23 protein-coding genes, 2 tRNA genes, 1 pseudogene and 1 riboswitch are annotated in these 21,657 nt (G+C 47.0%); of the genes and pseudogenes, 17 read left to right on the top strand and 9 right to left on the bottom strand.

Going from position 1 to position 21,657, the window contains the following annotated elements; translation table 11 throughout:
• The 6 genes and pseudogenes from DMN77_RS22920 to DMN77_RS22895 all read left to right on the top strand — a co-directional run.
• Positions 1–1,458: pseudogene (locus DMN77_RS22920) on the top strand (hypothetical protein); the annotation flags it as partial.
• A gap of 12 nt (positions 1,459–1,470) precedes the next feature.
• Positions 1,471–2,127, top strand: a complete 657-nt coding sequence (locus tag DMN77_RS22915) for a hypothetical protein (protein ID WP_179016391.1) — start codon at positions 1,471–1,473, stop codon at positions 2,125–2,127.
• Entirely contained in the window at positions 2,120–2,263 is a 144-nt protein-coding gene (locus tag DMN77_RS22910) for an XkdX family protein (RefSeq protein ID WP_082790001.1), read from the top strand. Before DMN77_RS22915 ends, DMN77_RS22910 begins: the two co-directional genes overlap by 8 nt.
• A 57-nt stretch (positions 2,264–2,320) precedes the next feature.
• Entirely contained in the window at positions 2,321–2,581 is a 261-nt protein-coding gene (locus DMN77_RS22905) for a hemolysin XhlA family protein (protein WP_179016390.1), read from the top strand.
• A gap of 2 nt (positions 2,582–2,583) precedes the next feature.
• Positions 2,584–3,213 (top strand): lysozyme, encoded by a 630-nt coding sequence (locus DMN77_RS22900; protein WP_179016389.1) that lies wholly within the window; start codon positions 2,584–2,586, stop codon positions 3,211–3,213.
• Entirely contained in the window at positions 3,206–3,427 is a 222-nt protein-coding gene (locus tag DMN77_RS22895; protein WP_068779675.1) for a phage holin, read from the top strand. The genes DMN77_RS22900 and DMN77_RS22895 overlap by 8 nt, the downstream gene beginning before the upstream one ends.
• 57 nt (positions 3,428–3,484) lie before the next feature.
• On the opposite strand, the gene DMN77_RS22890 is transcribed toward DMN77_RS22895, so the two are convergent.
• The 3 genes from DMN77_RS22890 to DMN77_RS24325 all read right to left on the bottom strand — a co-directional run bounded on the left by DMN77_RS22890 (position 3,485) and on the right by DMN77_RS24325 (position 5,723).
• Positions 3,485–3,958, bottom strand: coding sequence for a hypothetical protein (locus DMN77_RS22890; protein ID WP_179016388.1), 474 nt, complete (start codon positions 3,956–3,958; stop codon positions 3,485–3,487).
• Positions 3,959–4,226: 268 nt separating this feature from the next.
• Positions 4,227–4,745: a VanZ family protein gene (locus DMN77_RS22885; protein ID WP_179016387.1), complete on the bottom strand. Its 519-nt coding sequence runs from the start codon at positions 4,743–4,745 to the stop codon at positions 4,227–4,229.
• A 771-nt stretch (positions 4,746–5,516) separates the two neighbouring features.
• Positions 5,517–5,723 carry a helix-turn-helix transcriptional regulator gene (locus tag DMN77_RS24325; RefSeq protein WP_179016386.1) on the bottom strand — a complete coding sequence of 69 codons (207 nt, stop codon included), beginning with the start codon at positions 5,721–5,723 and terminating at the stop codon, positions 5,517–5,519.
• An 87-nt stretch (positions 5,724–5,810) separates the two neighbouring features.
• Here DMN77_RS24325 and DMN77_RS22875 point away from each other — a divergent pair, with 87 nt between their 5' ends.
• Positions 5,811–6,050, top strand: a complete 240-nt coding sequence (locus DMN77_RS22875; RefSeq protein ID WP_179016385.1) for a hypothetical protein — start codon at positions 5,811–5,813, stop codon at positions 6,048–6,050.
• A 55-nt stretch (positions 6,051–6,105) separates the two neighbouring features.
• On the opposite strand, the gene DMN77_RS22870 is transcribed toward DMN77_RS22875, so the two are convergent.
• Positions 6,106–6,180: transfer RNA gene (locus DMN77_RS22870), tRNA-Arg, on the bottom strand.
• A gap of 113 nt (positions 6,181–6,293) precedes the next feature.
• Here DMN77_RS22870 and DMN77_RS22865 point away from each other — a divergent pair.
• On the top strand, positions 6,294–7,169 hold the full coding sequence (locus DMN77_RS22865; RefSeq protein WP_179016384.1) for an SDR family oxidoreductase: 876 nt from the start codon (positions 6,294–6,296) through the stop codon (positions 7,167–7,169).
• 89 nt (positions 7,170–7,258) lie between these two features.
• On the opposite strand, the gene DMN77_RS22860 is transcribed toward DMN77_RS22865, so the two are convergent.
• The 4 genes from DMN77_RS22860 to DMN77_RS22845 all read right to left on the bottom strand — a co-directional run bounded on the left by DMN77_RS22860 (position 7,259) and on the right by DMN77_RS22845 (position 13,377).
• Entirely contained in the window at positions 7,259–8,290 is a 1,032-nt protein-coding gene (locus DMN77_RS22860; protein ID WP_179016395.1) for a ribonucleotide-diphosphate reductase subunit beta, read from the bottom strand.
• Between the two features lie 62 nt (positions 8,291–8,352).
• Positions 8,353–10,686, bottom strand: a complete 2,334-nt coding sequence (locus DMN77_RS22855) for a ribonucleoside-diphosphate reductase subunit alpha (RefSeq protein WP_068779562.1) — start codon at positions 10,684–10,686, stop codon at positions 8,353–8,355.
• Positions 10,687–10,885: 199 nt separating this feature from the next.
• Positions 10,886–11,404 carry an anaerobic ribonucleoside-triphosphate reductase activating protein gene (gene nrdG / locus DMN77_RS22850; RefSeq protein ID WP_179016383.1) on the bottom strand — a complete coding sequence of 173 codons (519 nt, stop codon included), beginning with the start codon at positions 11,402–11,404 and terminating at the stop codon, positions 10,886–10,888.
• Positions 11,401–13,377 (bottom strand): anaerobic ribonucleoside triphosphate reductase, encoded by a 1,977-nt coding sequence (locus DMN77_RS22845; RefSeq protein WP_068779564.1) that lies wholly within the window; start codon positions 13,375–13,377, stop codon positions 11,401–11,403. The genes nrdG and DMN77_RS22845 overlap by 4 nt, the downstream gene beginning before the upstream one ends.
• Positions 13,378–13,739: 362 nt before the next feature.
• Positions 13,740–13,964: riboswitch (cobalamin riboswitch) on the bottom strand.
• 506 nt (positions 13,965–14,470) lie between these two features.
• Between DMN77_RS22845 and DMN77_RS22840 the strand changes: the two genes are divergently transcribed.
• The 4 genes from DMN77_RS22840 (at position 14,471) to DMN77_RS22825 (ending at position 16,378) form a co-directional block, all read left to right on the top strand.
• Positions 14,471–14,770, top strand: a complete 300-nt coding sequence (locus DMN77_RS22840) for an MTH1187 family thiamine-binding protein (protein WP_068779565.1) — start codon at positions 14,471–14,473, stop codon at positions 14,768–14,770.
• 79 nt (positions 14,771–14,849) lie between these two features.
• Positions 14,850–14,922: transfer RNA gene (locus DMN77_RS22835), tRNA-Thr, on the top strand.
• A 195-nt stretch (positions 14,923–15,117) separates the two neighbouring features.
• Positions 15,118–15,678: a hypothetical protein gene (locus DMN77_RS22830; RefSeq protein ID WP_068779566.1), complete on the top strand. Its 561-nt coding sequence runs from the start codon at positions 15,118–15,120 to the stop codon at positions 15,676–15,678.
• A gap of 199 nt (positions 15,679–15,877) precedes the next feature.
• Positions 15,878–16,378, top strand: coding sequence for a hypothetical protein (locus tag DMN77_RS22825; protein ID WP_068779567.1), 501 nt, complete (start codon positions 15,878–15,880; stop codon positions 16,376–16,378).
• Between the two features lie 445 nt (positions 16,379–16,823).
• Here the strand turns inward: DMN77_RS22825 and DMN77_RS22820 are convergent, their stop codons facing one another.
• Positions 16,824–17,906, bottom strand: coding sequence for an FAD:protein FMN transferase (locus DMN77_RS22820; protein ID WP_179016382.1), 1,083 nt, complete (start codon positions 17,904–17,906; stop codon positions 16,824–16,826).
• A 229-nt stretch (positions 17,907–18,135) separates the two neighbouring features.
• On the opposite strand from DMN77_RS22820, the gene DMN77_RS22815 reads away from it, so the two are divergent.
• From DMN77_RS22815 to DMN77_RS22795, 5 genes are all read left to right on the top strand, one after another.
• A complete protein-coding gene (locus DMN77_RS22815) occupies positions 18,136–18,525 on the top strand; it encodes a NusG domain II-containing protein (RefSeq protein ID WP_068779569.1) in 390 nt (129 codons plus the stop codon).
• Positions 18,509–19,054, top strand: coding sequence for a Gx transporter family protein (locus DMN77_RS22810; protein ID WP_068779570.1), 546 nt, complete (start codon positions 18,509–18,511; stop codon positions 19,052–19,054). The genes DMN77_RS22815 and DMN77_RS22810 overlap by 17 nt, the downstream gene beginning before the upstream one ends.
• Before the next feature lie 64 nt (positions 19,055–19,118).
• A complete protein-coding gene (locus tag DMN77_RS22805) occupies positions 19,119–19,958 on the top strand; it encodes an ATP-binding cassette domain-containing protein (RefSeq protein ID WP_179016381.1) in 840 nt (279 codons plus the stop codon).
• Positions 19,934–20,824, top strand: a complete 891-nt coding sequence (locus DMN77_RS22800) for an energy-coupling factor transporter ATPase (protein ID WP_179016380.1) — start codon at positions 19,934–19,936, stop codon at positions 20,822–20,824. The genes DMN77_RS22805 and DMN77_RS22800 overlap by 25 nt, the downstream gene beginning before the upstream one ends.
• A complete protein-coding gene (locus DMN77_RS22795; protein WP_068779573.1) occupies positions 20,814–21,614 on the top strand; it encodes an energy-coupling factor transporter transmembrane component T family protein in 801 nt (266 codons plus the stop codon). The genes DMN77_RS22800 and DMN77_RS22795 overlap by 11 nt, the downstream gene beginning before the upstream one ends.
• Positions 21,615–21,657 lie beyond the last annotated feature (43 nt).

Raw genomic sequence — 21,657 nt, 5'->3', positions numbered from 1 at the left:
TCAATTGGACAGGATGTAGTATATTCCATTGCAAACCCGATGCTCACACTCGGCACTGAACCCAAGCCATTCCAACCGCGCGAAGACTCTATGCTTGCCATGCAGACAGAGTTACACGCTAACCCGGATACGGGGGCTGAGCCTGACGTATTGTTTGAGTGTGAGGGGCAGTATTTTAAGCTGGAGAAGTGGAAGAAGGTTGTGCTGGGTGGGTCGTTGGATTGGACTCTCCATTCCAATCTAACCGGATATAAGGTTGTTAAGGTGAATAATGGGCGGATTTCTGGATTTGTTAATAATGCACCAGGTAATAAGTATGTAACAAAATATAACGGAAACTCGATACCTTGGGTGACTACAAGTGATGCGGCGGAGGATGCGTTTTGGAACGATACAAACTATGAGGGCGGAACTTTTTTAATTAAGATTGCCAACACCGATAGTGGATGGGGAGACGCATACACACCGACATCAGACGAGATTAAGGCGTATTTTATGGGCTGGCGAATGATGAACGCAGATAACTGGACGGCTCCATACAATGGCACCGGAACAAAAGGGTGGTATAAATTCGATAAAAACGGGGCTTTGGTTTCTGGATCAGGCACTAGGACACTGCCGACGACAATAAACGAAGAAACAGGTCAGTATAATCTCCTATATCGTCTAGCCAAAGAAACAGTCGAACCCGTAGTATCCGAAGGCTGCCTGACGCTTTCCGAAGGCGATAACGTGGTAGAAGTAGGTACGGGGATTGTGTTACGGGAACGGGCAAATGTTGTTTACGATGCGACTTATCAAAACTACCTAATTAACGATCCGGGCGCTCATGGCTCGATGCTGAAATACAAAACAAATCAATTAATCGCGGTCAATAAAGAACGTAAAGACTTTAACTGGCGATTCATGGATAACGGCAGTGGTGGACAACGTGCAGTTTGCCCAATGCCTAATTTCGACCAGTCCGCATCCTACAGCGTCACCTATCTCAAGCTCGACAAATCGCCCGTTGTCCCGATACTTGGCGTTGTAGCCGCGAATGAAAAGGCGCAGCTATCCGACTTAACGTCAGGCGTGGCCGAAGCGTTACACGGTGTATCGGTGCTGACGCAGAAGAAAGCGGAGAAGGATGCGCCGGGGTGGATTACGCCGACGCTGTTGAATGGTTGGGTTGTTTATAGTGGGTATCCAACGTTAAGTATTCGTAAAGACTCTAATAATCTATATTTTGATGGGTTAATTAAGGGCGGAGTTTATTCACCGAATACACTCATTGCCCAGCTTCCGGCTGGATATCGTCCGAGATTGGCAAAAGTAGTCGATGTCCCTTGTTTAACTGGCGCAGGAGAGTACAGTATTGCGCATCTGCTTATACACGGTGACGGTAAGATATTAATTTTTTCATCCCCTGGCAATGAGTATTTGTCTTTTGCGGAACTATTGATACCGCTAAATTAAGGAGGGACCGCATTGAAATTAGTACCTAAAGTAAATACAGACGGCCTCTATATAGAGGATACATTAGTGGACGATGCCTTTTACGGTGTCGTCCCTTTTTATGCTGATCCGCCCGTGCTGGAACCGGAGTTGCCGCCTGAAACCGATTCCGAGGCGGAAGACGAGCAGCCAGAGGAAGAGACTGAACCGGAGATTGCCGGGTATATCGTTGGTGTTCCGATACAGCCGGGGCTTTATCTGCCGCGTTTTGATTTGGCGGCGTGGGAGGCGAGGGAAGAGGACGAGCTGTCCGATCCATCCGATTATTGGGTGGAAGGGCTGAGCGCGGAAGAGATCGAGGAGCTGACCAAGCCGCAGGAGTCTGAACTTGATCAACTGAAGCAAGACGTTACAGGGTTAAAACAAGACACTGCTGATTTAGCGTCCGGACTAGATCAGGTTGCACGAAAGGCTGATGATCGCCTTGAGGACGTCAGCACAATTGGCTCTGAACAGGTCAAGCAAGACTTGGCTACGCTTGACCTAAAACGACAGAGTACTGTTATCGGTGGCGAGTTGGTTAAAAAGGATATAGCTATCCTTGACTTATATCAACAAAATCAGGCACTTGGTCAGATGTTGGCAGCCCTGGAGTTAAAAATTTTAGCAGGAGGCGAATCAAATGTTTAATAGTGATTTCGAGAGACTTTCATATTATTACGAAAAGAAATGGGTATCTGATGTTCAACTTCGGCTTTATGTATCCTTTAACGTCATTACGGCAGCGGAGTTTAAGGTTATTACGGGTAAGGATTATAAAGCTTAATAGATTACGCCCCTGGAGCTGATCCGGGGGCTATTTACATGGAGAGGATGTGCACACATGGATGGAGTGCAAACCGAAGTCCTTCAGCGGCTGACGCGGGTGGAGACAAAGGTGGACAATATGGACGAGAAGCTGGATCGAGCGATTACAGCCAATGAAACGGCAGTGGAGGCTCTTACTTCGGCGAAGTCAGCTCACCATCGATTGGACAAGATCGAGGATGCCCAGAAGTGGCTATGGCGCACTATTGGAGCGTCGATAATTACGATTGTCGTAGGGGCTATTTTAACGGTAATTAAATTGCAGGGAGGGGCTTAAAAATGCGAAAAATATCTGAAGCAGGCATTAAGCTGATCAAAAACTTTGAAGGCTGCCGCTTATCGGCGTACAAGCCCGTTTCCACCGAAACATATTGGACGATTGGCTGGGGCCATTACGGTCCTGATGTTAAGCAAGGCGTGACGATCACACAAGCACAGGCCGATAAGATGCTGCTTGCTGACCTACCTAAGTACGAGGCATACGTTAATAACCCGGCTTATGTGCCGGTAACCGCACAGCTCAATCAACATCAGTTCGATGCATTGGTCAGCTTCTGTTATAACTGCGGAGCTGGGAACTTGCAGACTCTTTGCAGGGGCCGCAGCATTGCACAGATTGCGGACAGTCTGACCAAGTACAACAAGGCTGGTGGTAACGTGCTGGCGGGACTGGTCAGGCGGCGTAAAGCTGAACAGGAGTTATTTAAAACAGCAGTTAAGGAGGAACCGAAAATGGCAGAGCGGGACATTAACCAAGTAAGTTCATGGGCGGCAGCGGCTTGGGACGAAGCTACGGCAAACGGATATTTTGATGGGACAAGACCAGGAGCACCGATCACACGGGAAGAGGCGGCAATCGTAATCAATCGGGTAGTTAAAAATATCAAGGAGGCAATCGGCAATGAATAAAAAAAGATGGCGTAACTATGCGTTGTGGGTCAGCATCGTATCCCAGGTGCTGCTCTTGCTTCAACTTCTGGGACACCTGACAGGACTATTCGACTTAACCGAGGTAATGAAGAATGATATCTTGGCTGTAACGGATGTGCTGCTTGGATTGCTTGCTACATTGGGTATTATTAGTAATCCGACAAAGCCCGGCGGTCAGGGGTATAATTTGTAAAGCAACCACAGTTAATAAATAATAAGGGCTATTTCTAAATGAAATAGCCCTGAAATATTAACTTGTCTTTGTAAAAGTGATTGTGTACGGTTCATCGTAATTATTTTGACCATCGGACATCACTCTAAAGTAAACTCTTTCACCAGGTTTTACACCCATGCTGATTAATTCTGGGTATCCTTTACCGTTATAGTTATTATAATCGATATAGAGAATATCATCATTTGCATTCATTTTAATTACAGCAAGAACAATATCAAAATTAGACGGCGGTGTTGCAACAACAGAAAAACTAAAAGTATAAGAACCATACGTATTATCAACGACATAAAAATCACTATCACTTGGACCATCTAAACGAATTGTTGAACTAAAAGAAGAATTGTTAGATGTAGGGTTGTACATTACTTGTGCTGTTTCCATCGTGTCTGCCCATCCGTAAGCCGCGAATGCTGAAGAAGCACCTAATGATAATAAAAACACTGTGAGTAAGGTCATGATTGAGAGTTTAAATCTCTTTGTTTTCTTCATTCCTATTTCCTCCCAATATTTTACTGGGCTGGCCAACCTATAATAAACCATAGCATACATATTTACCCTTGTATATAGATTAATTGGAGTAATTTGGTAGTTTATGACGAATTTGTGGAATATATTGTTAGTGAATGACAAATGTGATATATTGAAAATACATATACGGATTTCCGTTATGCAATCCGAAAGCATCGGTGAAGAAGCCCTGTCAGCGTCAAAACTGATAGGGCTTCTTTCTTTAAGCTTATAAATGAACGACTCATTTTTAGGCGTTGTATACTACTAAAGTTGCTAATAATATAACTACACAAATGGTCCCGATTAATGAAAAAATATTAAGGAATTTATTTACTTTAAAATCTGCTTTGAATAGTCTACAAAGAATAAGATGAATTGCAATTCCAATAACTCCTCCAAGAGTATTTCCTATGAGGTCAGTTATATCAGATGCACCTATTGCAAATATAAACTGCGATACCTCAAAGAGTAAACTTACAGTTGCTATCGGAGCAACTTTTTTCCAGAAAGGCCAATTACTTTTCAACATACTAACGTAAAGCCCAAAAGGAACAAATATAATGATATTATTATATATTTCTGAAAAATTAACCCCATTATTTGTTATTGTCGATCCATGGAATGGAATTAAGTTAAGATTGCGATAATGGTCAAAGTCTCGAATTGAAAATTGCATTTTAAATAAAATAATCCAAGTTAGCACGATTAAATAGACTACAAGTAAGCAAGTTGTTAATAGTTTTTGTTTTGATTCTTTCTTTTCCATTTGTAACTCCTTATGCGTTTTTTGTGAGGTACTATGAAGCGCGACACTGTAGAATCCGCCATGAGCTACACACATCTTAGCATAATCGAGCACAGCAAGCTATTTCAGAAAAGGGAAGCTTGGAGACAAATCCAAGCAACCCTTTGCTTACAAACAGAGTAGCAGATATACCTGTTATTGAATATAATGTAGGGCAGTCAGCTCCTCCCGTCTGGCGATCACCGCAAACGGCTTCCTTTGACCTTAGGGAGGTTCAATCCCACTTTGCCTTAATCGGCAAGTGGGATTTTTTTTTTTTTTTGCAGGTTTAAATACCTGCAGTCATAATTTGGAGATTTGCTACAGTACTCGCTTATTGTATATAATTATATTGGACAAACTAATCCCTAGTTGTGTCCGTATAGCTTCCTAAAAGACTCCCTTGAACCCGGGGAGCCGCAAAAATCCCACTCTGCCTTAACCGGTAGGTGGGATTTTTTTTGAATCTAAACAGAAGATTTATGTCCTTTATCTGTCCTCTGAATGTCCTCTAAGTAATTAGATGCAATGATATATTTTATACATAAGAACACATGTTCGTATTATACTAATGTTATCGTTTACATTAAATTATTTTAATCCGCATTTATCGACAGTAATCGACATTAAAAAGTGTTAATGTTATCCATAAACGCTGTGCAGGAGGGGGATTTATGACATACATAAATATCCAAAACTTAAATGATTGTTAAGTCCTGCCGGGGGAGAGGGCTCGCCTCTGCCGCTCCTGACTCATGATTCGTGCAATTCTTCCATTGTACAATTTAAAACCCTGGACGCCCTCCAAGCCAGTACATACGACAGGTAGCTTCTTCCGCTTATAACCTGAGATATATGGGCTTCGGTACAGCCTATGCGATTGGATAGTTGTCTAGCGGTCATTTTGTTCAGTGCAAGCAGTTCAGGTAAACGGCTTCTCCCCGGTTCAGGAAGATCCATTTTTAACACCTTTCTAGATTATATAAGGTAAATTGTACCATGTACTAAGACTGTAAGTAAAACACACAAGATAGGGGCTGGACAGAAATGGCGAAAATTCACAAAATTGAAGTCCCATGGGACATTGAAGAGGAAAATGCAATAATCTATATTAGAGCGATTCTAACAGTAAAAAATATAGAACTGCCTGCTTGTGTTTATGCCGTTTCTCCGACTTGGGCACAAACCTTTCACTTTGATCCTTTAAATGATGGTGATTATTTAAAGGGGGGGGGGGAGACTGGGGACGGACTGGGGACAAAAGTCACTTGGATGTCCATAATTTGACTCGGATTCACTCGGTGTTAAAAAGGGAAAACCCTTGATATACAAGGGTTTTTTACGCGCCACGGCGGGATTCGAACCCGCGACGCACAGTTTAGGAAACTGTCGCTCTATCCTGCTGAGCTACGGGCGCCTATGAAATTGTACTTTCAAGATGTCATGAAAAATCGACATAAAGATATTATAAAATAATAATCGTAAAAAGGGAATCCGAAAATACAATTAAGCGGCAAAGGAGACGGTCTTATGAGTAAAATCGCAATTACCGGTGCTACAGGACAGCTCGGAGAAATGACGATCCTCCATTTGTTGGAGCGTAACGTGTCTGCTGGAGATATGATTGCTGTGGTTCGCAATCCCGAGAAAGCCAAACCGCTGGCTGATCTGGGCCTTCAGATTCGCTATGGAGATTATGAAGATGAAGCCTCCATGCTTGCGGCCTTTGAAAATGTGGATAAGCTGCTCTTCATCTCCAGCCCATCCTTGGATAACACCCATCGTATTGCCCAGCATGCCCGGGTCGTTGAAGCGGCGAGAGATGCAAAGGTAGGCTTTATCGCTTATACCAGCCTTGCATTTCCAGAAAAGTCCGCGTTGGGACTGGAAAATCTTCATCTCGCGACAGAATATGCGATTCGAACGACGGGGATTCCTTATACTTTTCTGCGCAACGGATTTTATATGGATATTCTCGTAAATCCTGGCCTGCATGGAGTGATCGAATCGGGTGAGCTCGTATCTGCCTCAGCAGGAGCCAAAGTGAACTATGTGACCCGTAATGACCTGGCACTGGCTGCGGCCAACGTATTAACCGGCTCAGGACATGAATGCCAAACCTATGAACTGGCGCATCCGCATCCTTTTACGTATGATGAGTTTGTGCAAATTTTGTCCGAGGTATCTGGTACACTGGTCAAGCATGCGGATTTAAGCTCTGAACAGGCCTATGAACGCCTCGTGGCAACCGGGACGCCGGGAGCAGCAGCGGCGTTTATGACCCAGGCTATTTATCCCGCTATTGCTGCGGGGCAATTCAGTTTCGCATCCGAGGATTTGGTCAAGCTGATCGGGAATCGGTTCACCACGGTGAAGGCAGCACTGGAGCAGTTTATGGGGAAATAGGGATATGCAGCAAATATAACTTGTATATAGTGAAAAGGCACAGAAGTGATCGGGATTGCCCGGTACCTCGGTGCCTTTTTAATCAATTCTTACAGATCATCAAATCCGTTGTCGTCGCCGACTTTGCCGTAGTTGCGGGATTTAGCTTCGAAGAAGTCCGTCTTTGTTGCATTGAGCGCTTCATCGGAGAATGGCTTGATCCAAGGCATGCAGTTGACGTCAACGCCTTCGTATGCTTTGTCCAGCCCCATCAATTTAAGGCGTTTATTGGCGATGTATTTGATGTAATCGGACAATTCGTTCAGGTCGATGCCTCGTACCTGCTTGAGCGTATAATGCGCCCAGTTGGTCTCGAGCTCAACCGCACGGTTAATTGTGCGATAGACATAATCCATATTTTCCGGAGTATGCAGTTCCGGATAATCGGTGAGCAGCTGCTTGAATACTTCGGCGAAGAAGTAGCAGTGCTGGTTCTCATCGCGTTGGATATAGGAGATCATCTGACTGGTCCCCATCATCTTCTGATCGCGAGCCAGGTTATAGAAGAAGGCAAAGGTACTGTAGAAGAAAATGCCTTCCAAAATCAAGTCGGCTACCAGCGCCTCAAAGAAGGTTTGAGGTGTCTGTTCGTTGCGGAAGTTCTGATAGATCTCGGAGATGAACGTATTGCGGTCCAGCAGTACCGGATCATGCTTCCAATATTCAAAAATCTCCTTCTGCTCCTGATCGGATACGAGAGAGGACAATACATAGGAATAGGATTGGTTATGCACAACCTCCTGCTGGGCGATGACTGCCGCGATCGCTTCCAGGGAAGAATCGGTTAAATAGCGCTTCACATCGCCGACGAACATCGTCTGCATCGAATCAAGCACGGCTAAGAGGCCGATGTTGATCTTGAAGGTGCGCTGTTCCTCAGGCTCAAGCAGCGGGAACTGCTGGGCATCTTTACTCATCGGGATTTCATCGGCAATCCAGTAATTGAGCAGCAGCACCTTGTACAGCTTATACATATGCGGCATACGGATGTCGTCCCAGTTCACAATACCGGAGCATTCGCCATTAATGATACGGGTTGATTTGTTGGGAGCCTTAGTGTTAAAGATCTCCTGTAATTGCAGTGTCATTTAGTCCATCTCCTAATATTAATAATCTTGCAAATCTATCAGTATCAAAAATAGGATTATGATGCGCAGGATTCGCACTCTTCAATAGTCAATGCACGGCTGCGGACATAATAAGTTGTCTTGATGCCAGCCTTCCAGGCATGCAGATGCAGCTCCAGGAATTCGGTTGCTTTGATGTCCGGGCGTACATAAAGGTTGAAACTTTGCGCTTGGTCGATATGGCGTTGACGGGCGCTGGCCATATTGATGGACCAGTGCTGATCGATCATGAACGCGGTCTTGTAATACCAGATCGTCTTCTCGGACAGGTCTGGAGCCGGGTTCGCGACTTTATAGGTTGTTTTCTCTTCATAGGAAAGAAGTTCATAAAGCGGATCGATGCTGGCGGTAGAGCCGGCAATGATTGAGGTCGATCCGTTAGGCGCGATAGCGAACATCCAGGCGTTGCGTACGCCGTTCTCATGGACTTGTCCCATCAGCTCTTTCCATTGCTCTGTTGTTACGAATTTGCCTTCACGCGAACCGTCAACATAACCACGGGAAGTAAAGTAATGTCCGTTATCCCAGTCCGAGCCTGTAAACTTCGGATAGCGGCCTTTTTCAATCGCCAGTTCCATACTTGATCTGATCAGCAGGTAGTTGATCTTCTCATATAGAGCATCGTTATATTGTACAGCCTCCTCGGATTCCCAGCGGATGCCCTCAAGTGCGAGCAGATGGTGCAAACCGAAGGTACCCAGCCCGATAGCACGGTATTGGCTGTTGGTATATTGTGCTTGAAGCACCTCAATATTATTAATGTCAATGACGTTATCCAGCATACGTGTCTGAATCGGTACGAGACGATCCAGGACTCCGGCAGGTACAGCACGTGCCAGGTGGATCGAGTTCAGGTTGCAGACAACGAAATCGCCAGGAATTTTAGAGATGACGATCCGGGTCTGGCCATCTTTGGTTACGAGTTCCTCTTGCTCAACGACTGTTGGCGATTGGTTCTGCATAATCTCCGTACATAGATTGGAGGAGTAGACCATACCGTGGTTCCGGTTCGGATTCGCACGGTTGACAGTATCGCGATAGAACATGTAAGGTGTTCCCGTCTCCAGCTGCGACTTCATAATTCGCTTCATAATGTCAATGGCCGGCATTGTGATCCGGGACAGGGTGGGGTGATCCACTGCTTCTTGATATTTCTCGCGGAATTCGCCCTTGCCGACTTCCTCATCATAGAAATCCTCCAAGCCCAGCGGACGTCCGTTTGCGTCCTTCCAGCCCATCGTCTTCTTCACTTCATGCGGGCAGAACAGATTCCACTCACCCCGGTTCTCTACAGCCTCCATGAACAAGTCAGGCAGACATACGCCATGGAAAATATCATGCGCGCGCATCCGCTCATCCCCGTTGTTAAGCTTCAGGTCGAGGAAGGAGAGAATATCTTTATGAAATACGTCAAGGTAGACGGCGATTGCGCCTTTGCGCGTGCCAAGCTGGTCTACGCTGACCGCGGTGTTGTTAAGCTGGCGAATCCAGGGGATGACGCCAGAGCTTGTGTTCTTGTGGCCGCGGATATCTGATCCACGGGCCCGGACTTTGCCGAGATAGACACCGATTCCGCCGCCCATCTTGCTGAGGCGAGCCACATCGGTATTGGAGTCGAAGATCCCTTCGAGGGAATCGTCAACGGTATCGATGAAGCAGCTGGAGAGCTGCCCGGCTACCTTCTTGCCGGCATTGGACATCGTTGGCGTTGCCGCGGTCATGTAAATATGGCTCATCGCCCAGTAGGCTTCTTTGACAAGCTCCATCCGTCTCTCTGCCGGTTCTTTATGCATCAAGTACATGGCAATGACCATGTAGCGTTCTTGCGGCAGCTCCATGGTGCGACCTTCAAAGTCAGCAGCCAGATAACGCTCGGATAGCGTAAGCAGCCCGATATAGTCGAACAGTAAATCACAGGATGGGTCAATTACCTCTCCAAGCTCGTCGATTTGTTCTTTAGTATAGTACTCTAGCAATTCTTCACGATAGATACCGCTCTTGCATAGGTCGGAGATCAGATGGTAGAACGAACCGTAAGGCTGATCCGGATAAGATTTATAGCGGCGGTTCACGGCGGCCTTCTTATACAGGGATGTCAGCAGGGCGCGGGCAGCGGCGAATTTCCACTCCGGCTCTTCCTTGGTCACGAGCTCAAGCGCAGACATCGTAAATGCACTGCTGATCTCCTCTCCGGTAACGACATCGCGTCTCAATTTGGATTGCACACCGCGCAGCAGGCGCTCCTTATCGATTTTGTTCAAGCCCTCCAGAATACGGTCGGCGTAGATGCCCAGACGCTCGCTGTCGAACGCCAGTTGGCGGTTATTAGGTTTGGTTACAAATGATGGCATGGAATATCCTCGCTTTCGTGATATAAGATCAGGCAGCAGCCAAAGCTGTGCGAAACTACAAAACTTGTTATTTAAAATTGCAAATAAACAGCGAAAAAAAGGGGCGCTGAGAGAGTATGTCGCGCCGGTTGGTATATATTTCACCATATTCACTGTGAGAAACATCACAGATTATCAATTATACAAGAAACGAGGTAGGCTAGAAAGAGTACAAGGGTTCCCAATCTATAACTTTTTGGGCTGCCAAGCTCTCTGGAATCCTTATAATACGCTGGTTAGAGCTGCCTCGATAGAGCAGAGAGGGGTCCCTTAAATTTTTTATAAATCTTCCATCGACAAGAACATCACAGCGTTCCAGCAGGCCAAATTCCGGGGTACCCGGCATCGCCAGCAGTTCTTCAAATGTATATCCTGTATATATCCAGATCGGAACCGGGCCAGCTTCCTGGCGCAATCGATCGATGAAATCATTGACCTCTTCAGCAGAGAAAAAGGGATCGCCGCCAAGAATAGAGACCCCGCTTAATAGAGGGTTATTTTTAATATCCGAGATAATCTCTGCCTGCCGTTCTTCTGTAAATGGTTCTCCATAATTGAAGTTCCACGTAGCCGGGCTGAAGCAGCCCGGACAACGGTGGCGGCATCCGCTGATGAAGATGGAGGCGCGCAGGCCTTCGCCTTCATTTATTGATTCCGGGTAATAACCGCAGATGTTCATATCCCGTGTTTCACCCGATCCCGAACCTCTGCCTGTTTAGCGGCGTTGAAGCGGGTCTGATAGTCTCCGGTCAAGTAGCCTGTTACCCGGCGCAGGCGACGGATATGCACATCATTCTCATGCTGACCGCAGGAAGGGCAGGTAGCTCCGATAATCCCCTCATAGCCGCAGGATGTGCAGCGGTCAATCGGATGGTTAATGCTGAAATAGCTGACTTGCTTGGATAACGCAAATTTTACAATGTTGATGAATGCAGCCGGATTATTGCGAGCATTCCCATCCAGCTCGATATAAGAGATAGCGCCGGCGTTGCAAAGATCATGGAACGGGGCTTCCAACTCAATTTTCTTCGCTGCACTTATGGTATAGTACACCGGGATGTGGAACGAATTGGTATAGTATTCACGGTCTACAATTTCAGCCACCTTGCCGTACACAGCCCGGTCACGCTTGGTAAACTTGCCGGACAGCCCTTCGGCAGGCGTTGCGAACAGCGTAATATTCAGATTGTGGCGCTCACTCTGCTCGTCGCAATATTTGCGCATATAAGAGATCAGGTCATAAGCTTTGCGATATACTTCCTCATCTTCGCCATGGTGCTTGCCGTACAATGCCTTCATGCATTCCGCGAGCCCGATGAATCCGATCGACAGGCTGCCGTGCTTGAGCAGGTCTCCAACCTGATCGTCAGGGGCGAGCTGCTCGCCACCTTCCCAGACGCCTTCGCGCATCATGAAATCGGAAGCTTTGGCCTTTTGGCGAGACTGAATCTCGAAGCGGTGCAGCAAGCCATCCGTTGCGATATCCATATAATGCTTCAGCTCGCGGTAGAAGCCGCGCTCATCGGCCTTTTTGCGCCGTCCCAGCGCGATACCGTGCTCCAGTCCAAGCTTGACGAGATTAATTGTATTAAAGGACAGATTGCCTTTGCCGGACAGATGGTTGCGTCCCAAGCGGTCGCTTAATACGCGAGTGCGGCATCCCATGGTTGCAAATTCCGTATCCGGATTGGTGGGGTCATAGTATTGCAGGTTGAGCGGCGCATCCAGGTTAGCGAAGTTGGGATACAGTCGTTTGGCCGAGCATTCTGCGGCCATCAGGAATAGATGATAGTTCGGATCTTCTTTATCCTGATTGATCCCTTGTTTGCATTTGAAAATTTGGATCGGGAAGACCGGTGTCTCACCGCTGCCCAGACCGCGCATCGTCGCCTTCAGCAGGGATTGGATGACCAATTGTCCCTCCGGAGAGGTGCAGGTCCCATAGTTGATGCTGGTGAACGGGATTTGTCCGCCCGCCCGGCTCGACATCGTATTCAAGTTATGAATCAGGCTCTCCGCAGCCTGTAAAGTTTCTGATTCGGTCTCCTTGGAGGCATATTTGAAAGTTCTCGGATATTGCTCCTGAAGGTCGCTGCGACTCATGGAGATTTCACCCAGGTCCGCCGCCTCGTCTCCTTCTTCAAAGTAGCCAAGCCCTTTGCGGAAATACTTCGCGAACGACTTCCTTACATAAGGGGCCAGATCGTGATCCAGTTTATTGGAGGAGACGCCGCCATACTGGGCATTTTGCTGGGATTGGAAAATGATCGCCACCAGCGCCATAGCTGTCATGATCGAATTAGGCGGACGAACGCTGCCATTTCCGGTGTTAAAGCCTTGAGCGAGCAGTTTATCAAATGGAATGAAGATGCAGTTCGTCGTGCCGATGGCATATTGATCCAGGTCATGCACATAGACGATATTGTCTTGAATAGCTTGTACCAGATGGTTAGGCATCACAAAGTGATTTGCATACCATTTGGCGTACTCACTGCCAAATTTGCTCATTTTGCCGGAGAAGCTCTCACCGTTCAGGTTTGCATTCTCGCGCAGTGCATCCAGGTTGGAGCTGGCAACAATTTCTTCCCCTAAATGAATCACCTCATCCAGCATTTGCTCCTGATCCGTATAAATTCGATTTAATAAAGCCATAACTAAGTGCTCCCCTCTAATTACTAGACATTCTAGACATATAAAAAGCATTTCCAACCTGCTTGAAGGTCGAAAATGCCCGATTGCGCTCCATCAAACACAGTACTCCTGTGCTCGGATAGTGTATAGCTGAAATAGTATGTAGCAGCTGCAAGCGGACACCTGCCTGATTCCTCGCAGGTCATTAGCGGTGTCATTGAAACAGGCAGGTCTCCTGGCTTCCGGGTTATTCAGTGGCGCCTTCCCACAGGCTTGCCTACCCGCAGTGGCATATTGCCGCCGAATCGCTTGTATCGCTTGTAGAGTGTGTTCAAAAAGTTCACTTTTTGATCAGCCATCGGTATCAAATCTTGAATTCAGCCGGGCTTTCCGGTGCTTGCGCAGGTATTGCCCGCGCCGCGCTCCTATTGCCTTTGGCTTCATCTAACCTTCTCGGTGTTGAAAACTGACCTTTTTGAACACTCACTTATAGAGGCTGTGAAGCCTCCCAAGCTTCCGGTCACAGTGGCGGGACCGCAGCGGATTTGCACCGCGCTTCCCTTTTAAGATCCGGTAGTATAAAATGCACCGAACCACCTGTTCATACTATATTTGGTTGTCTGGAATTGATCATAGCCCAATATGTTGTGTTTGTAAACAGGTCATAAGAAGGATTGACGAGTGAAAATTAACTGAAAAACAGGAGAAAGCAGATGTGATGCGGCGAGTCGGGGTCGAAAAAAATTGTGAACTTTTATGGACTGCACAGATGCTTGAATGAGTGATTATTGGAGAGAAGGGAGGGGATTCGACTGGCATCTACGAAACCGTCTCTAACGAAACTGGATAACGTTATTTGGACGAAAAAGCGGGACTGAAAAATGTAACGAAACTGGGTATCGCTATTTGGCCCAAAATAGTCGGTTTCAGCAGGTACAAGCCCAAATAACGATATGTAGTTTCGTTAAATTGAATTTGTGCTTTTTTTCGCGGCAATAGCGTTCAGTAGTTTCGTTAGAAGATCTGAGCAGAAATCCAGCGAATCGGAGTTTGAATTTCACCCGGGGTTGTGGTTAGAATAGAATTAATATGGAATAGAAAGGAAGTCTTGAAGATGGCGATAGCAGAAGTAACAGTTATTCCCGTTGGTACAGGAAGCACCAGTCTCAGTTCATATGTAGCCGAGCTGCAGCGCGTGTTGGAGAAGCAAACCGGCATTCAATATACACTGACCTCCATGAGCACGATTATTGAGGGGCAGCTTGAGGATATCTTTACCGCGATCCGGGCCCTTCATGAAGCACCATTCCAATCTGGGGCGATGCGCGTATCCACCTCGATCAAGATCGATGACCGCCGAGATAAAGTGAGCTCCTCTGAGCAGAAGCTGCGCTCCGTACGCGAGAAGCTTTAATCATTTTCCAGTCTTTGTGGTTGCATTTTTCCAAAAAAGCGGTATAATATTTTTTGTTTCTGAAATTCGAAGAGATTATGCTGATGTAGCTCAGCAGGTAGAGCAACGCACTCGTAATGCGTAGGTCGGTGGTTCGAATCCTCTCATCAGCATCCTTACTTTTTCAAGCGTGGCACGGTATCCGAAGTTCTCTGGGGCCGTGCCTTTTTGCGTAAAAAGCTTATGATCTACCGTTTTTCCACCCTTTACTCAAGTGAAGTGGTGTTTTACCATTGCGGGCTCTATCATAACTTGCACCAAAACGAGCGATAATTAAAAGTAAGAAGTAATTTTCCAGGAGGTTTGAAATGAAGAAGTTTATAGCCGGGGTCGTTGTGGGAGTACTGCTCTTCGGGATTGCATCCGTTCTCTCCAGCTCCATCAGGTCTCGAATGAATGTGCAAAAGGGGATTTATACCATTAAAAAAACAGACGGTACCTTGATATCGGAGGGCGCCGTGTTAGGTGGGATTGTTTATGCACCTGTTAGAGCGATGGCTGCAACATTCGGAGTTCCTTTAACCGTGGAGGGGAAGACGGTCTTAGTAGGCGAACCGACCGATTCACAAAGTCCAATGGAAGACAATGTATTAGTCGATGAGACTTTAGAATGGACTAATCGGATTAATCATTTACGTGGTGTAATTAGCAGCTGTGAAGTAAATATAGCGTTGAGAAAGGATAAGATAACAACCTTAGTTGCAGAAATTGAGAAGGAGAAATCAAAACAAAACTCAACGGGTCGACTGAAGCAGCTCGAAGAGGAGCTCAAGGAGAACAAGGATACCTTAAAGGAGCTCCGGGGAGGAATCACCGCCGCAGAGCGGGAAATATCGGAGCTGCAAAAGAAGATAGATGCCAAGAAATAGATTATCAATAATGATGAGAAAATATTTTCTATAATATAGCTTGTGTATGAGTACGGCTTAAAAGAGTGGTCGGTTAATCTCCCGGAAGGGAGGTGATGCCCGTGGGGTTAAAGACGCTTTGATACCTCCAGACAGGAGTAACTTTAACGGGCTGGCTGACGTTAGAGGTATAAGTATATCGCTTTGCCTGGGAGGTCTTATGATTAGATTTCTTAAACTGAACGGTATAAGCGCTTTATATGGACTTCATTTTGCCATACAAATTGAACTGATGGCGGAGCCGTATCGGCTTGCAAGAGTGGCTGGCGTTGATTTGGCGCAGATGAATAGGATCATCGGTTGGGCGATGATCGTGATCCTGCTTGCTGCTTCATTTCTGATGTACTATCTGACGAACCGCTTATTAGAAAGTGGGGGAGCAAGGTTCTGGACTGCCGTACTCTGGCTGCCGTATGCAGTGATGTTTATGTATGGGATTAGCCGTCTATTCCCTATCACGGATCGGGCTGATTCTCCACCGCCTGTATTGGGATTGTTAGTAATAGCGGCCGCGCTGCTCTATCCTCTATATATCCTATTTCTTAATTTTATGACCTACATACGCCGTGAAACGAATGCCAAGAGGCGGATAATAAATGCATGCGATAAAATAAAATCTGCTAACCCTAGGGCAGATAACAATAAGGATCAAGGTCGGTAATCCGATGCGCAGCCCCTTCAAATTTTTGAAGGGGCTAATGAATTGCTAATTTACCAACAGCTTCTACAGCAGTTCTTATGATGGTGATGATGGTTGTGGTGATGACGGCGACGGCGAGGACTAACGACTCCGTGATCCACAGTAACGTGGCAGTGTTTGCTTACTTTTGGTACAAACTTGATCGTAGTTACCTGAGTTTTAACAATTCTCTTGAAGCGAACTTTGGGTCTTGGTTCACGATGGCAGCAATGTTGTGAATACATGCTTGAATTCCTCCCTTCAGTGGTAATGCATTGTATGATGGAGTGATTTGCATGGAAACGTACAGATGACCTCAAGGCAATCGGTCTAGAGAGGGGCGATTAAATATAAAATTCCCGGCAGTGTAGAAGAACCGCCGGGATAGTGTATAATCAGATAGTGGCTTAAAGTAAGCCCATTTGTTTTAGTTGGCATAGGTGTAGCTATCATTTGTCTTGTTCAACAGCTTTTTAAATCCGGGTGAAGCATACAGCTTCTTGTCTTTGGTAATGAACAGAACCTCGGTGTTGGGAATGCTCTCGGCAAACTTCAGTCCTTTTTCTACACCCATAAGAACGAGGGCGGTATCCATCGTATCAGCATCGGTCGAACGGTCGGTAATGATCGTTACGCTACTGATGTTGTTATCGACGGGATAGCCTGTCTTGGGGTCAAGGATATGTGGGTACATTTTGCCGTCTTCCATGAAGTAACGCTCGTATATCCCCGCGGTAACAACCGTCTTATCATTCACGGGAACGAAGCCGATCGGTTTGCCGCGCTCTTGATCAGGATCCTGGATGCCGATGTTCCAATCCTTGCCTCCGGGCTTCTGTCCCATGGCAAAAACGTTGCCGCCAAGGTCGATAATCGCGCTATGGAAGCCTTGATCCGCTAAATAGTCATATACGCGGTCAGCGGCGTAGCCTTTGCCGTAGGAACCCAGGTCGATATCCATGCCCTTTTCCGTCAGGTACAGCTCGTGTTTGGCTTCATTCAGCTCCAGCTTATGATAGTCGCACAGCTTTTGCATGGCGGCGATATCCTCGGGAGCGGGGACATGGGCGCCTTCATGGCCGATATTCCACAGGGCGACAAGCCTGCCGATCGTTGGGTCCAGCAATCCTTCCGAACGCTTGGCATAATCGACAGCGTAGGCGACAAGATCGAAAGTCTCCTTGGACACTTGTACTGGAGCAATACCAGCATTCGCATTCACCTTGTATATTTCGCTGTTCTCGTTATTTCTGCTGATCTGGCCGTCGATCTCTTTGAGCAATTCTCCGATTTCATCGAGATTTTTCTTGGTAGCCCGATGATCATAAATCTTGATATTAACTACCGTATCAAAGATAAAGTAGGTTTCTTTCATAGGTTCAACGGTTTGATCCTGCGTCTCGCTGCTGGAACCGGGAGCTGAGCTATTTCCCGAATTGCCGCAGCCTGCTAACAGGGAACCGGCGAGAGACATCGTTACCAGTAAAATAGCGGCTTTCTTCATATTCATCGGATTAACCTCTTTTCTGCCTGTCTTTTATCGTCCTTGATTGTAGCAGAAATGGCACGGTACTAAAAGTACAAATTTTCACAATTAAAAATCTCTTCAATTTTAAATGATTTTTTTGTGAAAAGGCAAGGGATGAGACAATTATCACACTTCTGTGATGAAAGTTACATGTATAATGAGTTCATCTAAGATTTATATTATCAAAAAATAAGGAAATAAGGAGTTGCACATGAAACGCGGAGATCTTCTGCTGATCGGATTAGTTGTAGTTATTGCTTTGGCCTTTATTATTCCACGATGGTTCGATCGAGATGCAAGTGAAAAAAATCACAACGAACTTCGGACTGCTAAAATTACGGTGGATGGGAAATTATTTAAAGAGGTAACTCTTACTCAAGAAGAGCAAACCATTGAAGTGAAAAATGAACATGGGCTTAATATTTTGAAAGTTCATGATTACGGTATTGAAATGATCGATGCGGATTGCCCCGATAAAGTATGTCTTTCCTTCGGATTTGTGGATCGGACGGGAGGTACGATTATCTGTCTTCCGCATAAACTGATGGTCGAGATCGAAGGCCCGTCAGAGGAGGATGGTATCGATGCAACGGTTAAATGAACAATCTAATATCGCGCTTAAAAGAACAGTGATCGTAGCAATCTTTGCTGCGGTGGCTGTTGTTCTAAGCCTGGTTGAATCCTTGATTCCCCTCAATATGGGTGTACCCGGCGCTAAGCTGGGACTTGCAAATATTATGGTGTTAACCTGTCTCTATTTCTTGCGGGCTCGGGATGCCATGATGATGGTGCTGCTTAAGACTTTGCTGACCGCCTTTATTCTCGGCACCTTCTCAAGCTTCTTATTTAGCATCATGGGGGCTTTGTTCAGCTTTGTGGCGATGTGGTTCCTATTGCTAATCGGGCGCGATAAGCTGAGCTTCATCGGAATTAGCATCGTCGGCGGGATCGCTCATAACATCGGGCAGCTGACCGCTGCTTGTATTTACTTCAATACGACGAAAATATTCTACTATTTGCCGATGCTGCTGATTATGGGGGTACTTACAGGGATTGCAGTAGGTATTGCCGTTAGATATCTGGTTCCTTCCTTATCGAAATTGTCCTTGTTCGAAGGATTTCTAGCATAGCAGCTGTGGTCGGTCAGGTGCTTGGCGCTGATTGCTATGAGAAGGCTGAAAAGGAGAGAGAGAAATGAGAGACACAATACTGGCTTATGAATTACAGCAAGTGTCCTTTGCCTATCATCCGCAGCAGCAAATTCTGAGTGATATCGATCTGCGAATTGCAGCTGGGAGCTGGGTGACTCTGGTTGGAGCTAATGGCAGCGGGAAATCGACTCTGGCGAAATTGCTTGGAGGGCTGCTGGCCGCAAACACAGGCAAGATTTATGTAGAAGGAACTGAGCTGAACCAGGACACGATTGCCCAAATCAGGCCGAAAATCGGGATGGTATTTCAGAACCCGGATAATCAGTTTATCGGTGCGACGGTGGAAGAGGATATTGCCTTCGGCTTGGAGGGCCGTTGCTTGCTTCGAGAAGAAATGGTGGAACGAGTAAAACATTACGCCGAGAAGTTAGAAATCGGTCATCTGTTGTCCAAGCACCCGGCGGAATTGTCCGGAGGCCAGAAGCAACGGGTGGCCGTTGCTGCGATATTGGCCATGGAGCCGAATATCGTTATCTTTGACGAGGCCTCTTCGATGTTGGATGAAAAGGCGCGTGGAGAGCTGCAGTCTATCATGAGAGAAATGAGCACAAGCGGCGAATATACAATTATCTCAATAACACATGACGCAGAAGAGATACTGGCCTCTGATAGAGCGATCGTGCTGAAGGATGGGGGAGTCGCAGCGGATCTAAGCCCGATGGAACTGTTTGAAGCCGAGGAACTATTAGCTTCCTGTCGGCTGATTGCCCCGTTTCGAGTTCGACTGTTCCAGGAATTGAGCAGACGGGGCATTGCACTGGGGCCTGGCAATGACATCGAGGAGGTGAGCGAGCAGCTATGGCAATTCATTTCGAGCAAGTAAGCTTTGCTTATGATGATCGCAGTCTATGGAGACATGGCGCATTAGAGGATGTCAGCATCTCGATTGCTTCTGGCAGCTTTGTAGGCATTGCCGGCATGACGGGATCTGGCAAATCTACGCTGCTCCAGCACCTCAATGGAATCTTGAAGCCTACCGCTGGAAGAGTGCAAGTGCTAGATTTCACAATTGGGCCTGGAGATAAAGGACCATTAAGTAAGCTGCGGAGGCGCGTAGGACTTGTATTTCAATTCCCCGAGCAGCAGCTGTTTGAGGACACCGTCGAGAAGGACCTTTGCTTTGGACCGTTGAACTTCGGGGTTCCGCTGGAGGAAGCGAAGGTACGGGCCAGCCGGGCGTTAGCTCTATTAGGACTGGATGATTCGTTCCTGCCTCGTAATCCATTCCACCTAAGCGGCGGACAGATGCGCAAGGTGGCGATCGCCTCGATTCTCACGATGGAGCCCGATATCATCGCTCTGGATGAGCCGACGGCCACGCTTGACCCGCAGAGCCGGGCAGAGCTTGCGCAGCTTCTCGCTAAGCTGCAGCGTGAAGAGGGGAAGACGGTCATCGTCGTTACCCATCGCATTGAAGAAATGCTGCCCTACGCGGATACCTGGATCGTGATGAAGGACGGACGAACCATATTCCAGGGATCGCCGTCAGAGCTGGCTTGCGAGGAGCATCGCCTATCTGAGGCGGGACTCGCTCTTCCGGAGTGTATCCGCATCTGGAGCCAGCTTGCGGCAAGGTTTGGTCTGGAGCATGAAAAGCCGTGCTTTAGCGCTGAAGCGCTCGCCGAACGGCTAGCTGGATTATATAAGGCTCATCCGCCGGAAGGAGGAGGGGCTGACGATGCGGGATAAGCTATTATTCGGGCGCTGTATCGATACCGGATCTTCAATTCACCAGCTTGATCCACGGGCCAAGATTACAGGGATGATTCTCTATCTGATCGCAGTTATCGCTGTTCATTCATGGTGGATGCTGCTGCTGACAGCGGTGTTCTCGCTGGTGTATATGCTGGCGACGCAGATTCCATTGAAGTATTTTGTGAAAGCTGCCAAGCCGCTATGGGTACTTATGGTTTTTATCTTTATCGTCCAGAGCTTAACGATCGAGGGGGGAGAGGCCGTTCTGCGAATTGGCGGATGGGTGCTCTATACCGAAGGTCTGAAGAGCGGATTCATCGCTGCCGCCAGAATGGCGCTGCTGGTGTCCTTTACGGCGATTCTTACGTTTACGACGACGCCGGGCTTGCTTAATCAAGGATTGGACGGTGTATTGAAGCCGCTGCAGAAGCTTGGCATCAAGACGCAACGCCTAACGCTGATGATGAGCATCTCGCTGCGTTTCATCCCGACCATTCTTGATGAGACGCACAAAATACTTAAAGCACAAGCTGCACGCGGCGCAGATATTAAAGAACTGCCGTGGAAGGAAAAGGGGAAGCTGCTGTTATCCCTGCTCGTGCCGGTAACGGTGAGCGCCTTCCGCCGGGCGGAGGAATTAGTACTGTCGATGGAATCACGAGGTTATATCGTCGGGGCACCGCGATCGGAATATCATTTGCTTACTTGGCGGGCCCAGGATACCTGGTTTGTCCTGAGCTATGTACTTCTGGTTGTGGTTGTGCTGACATACCGATTCATATAAGAGGTTGCTCTCTATAAACATATTTAGGCTGGAGGGGAAACAT

It is taken from the genome of Paenibacillus sp. 79R4 (assembly GCF_013393165.1).
Taxonomy (GTDB): Bacteria; Bacillota; Bacilli; order Paenibacillales; family Paenibacillaceae; genus Fontibacillus.
Note: the sequence above shows the minus strand (reverse complement) of the source record. Positions and strands in the feature narration are given on the sequence as shown.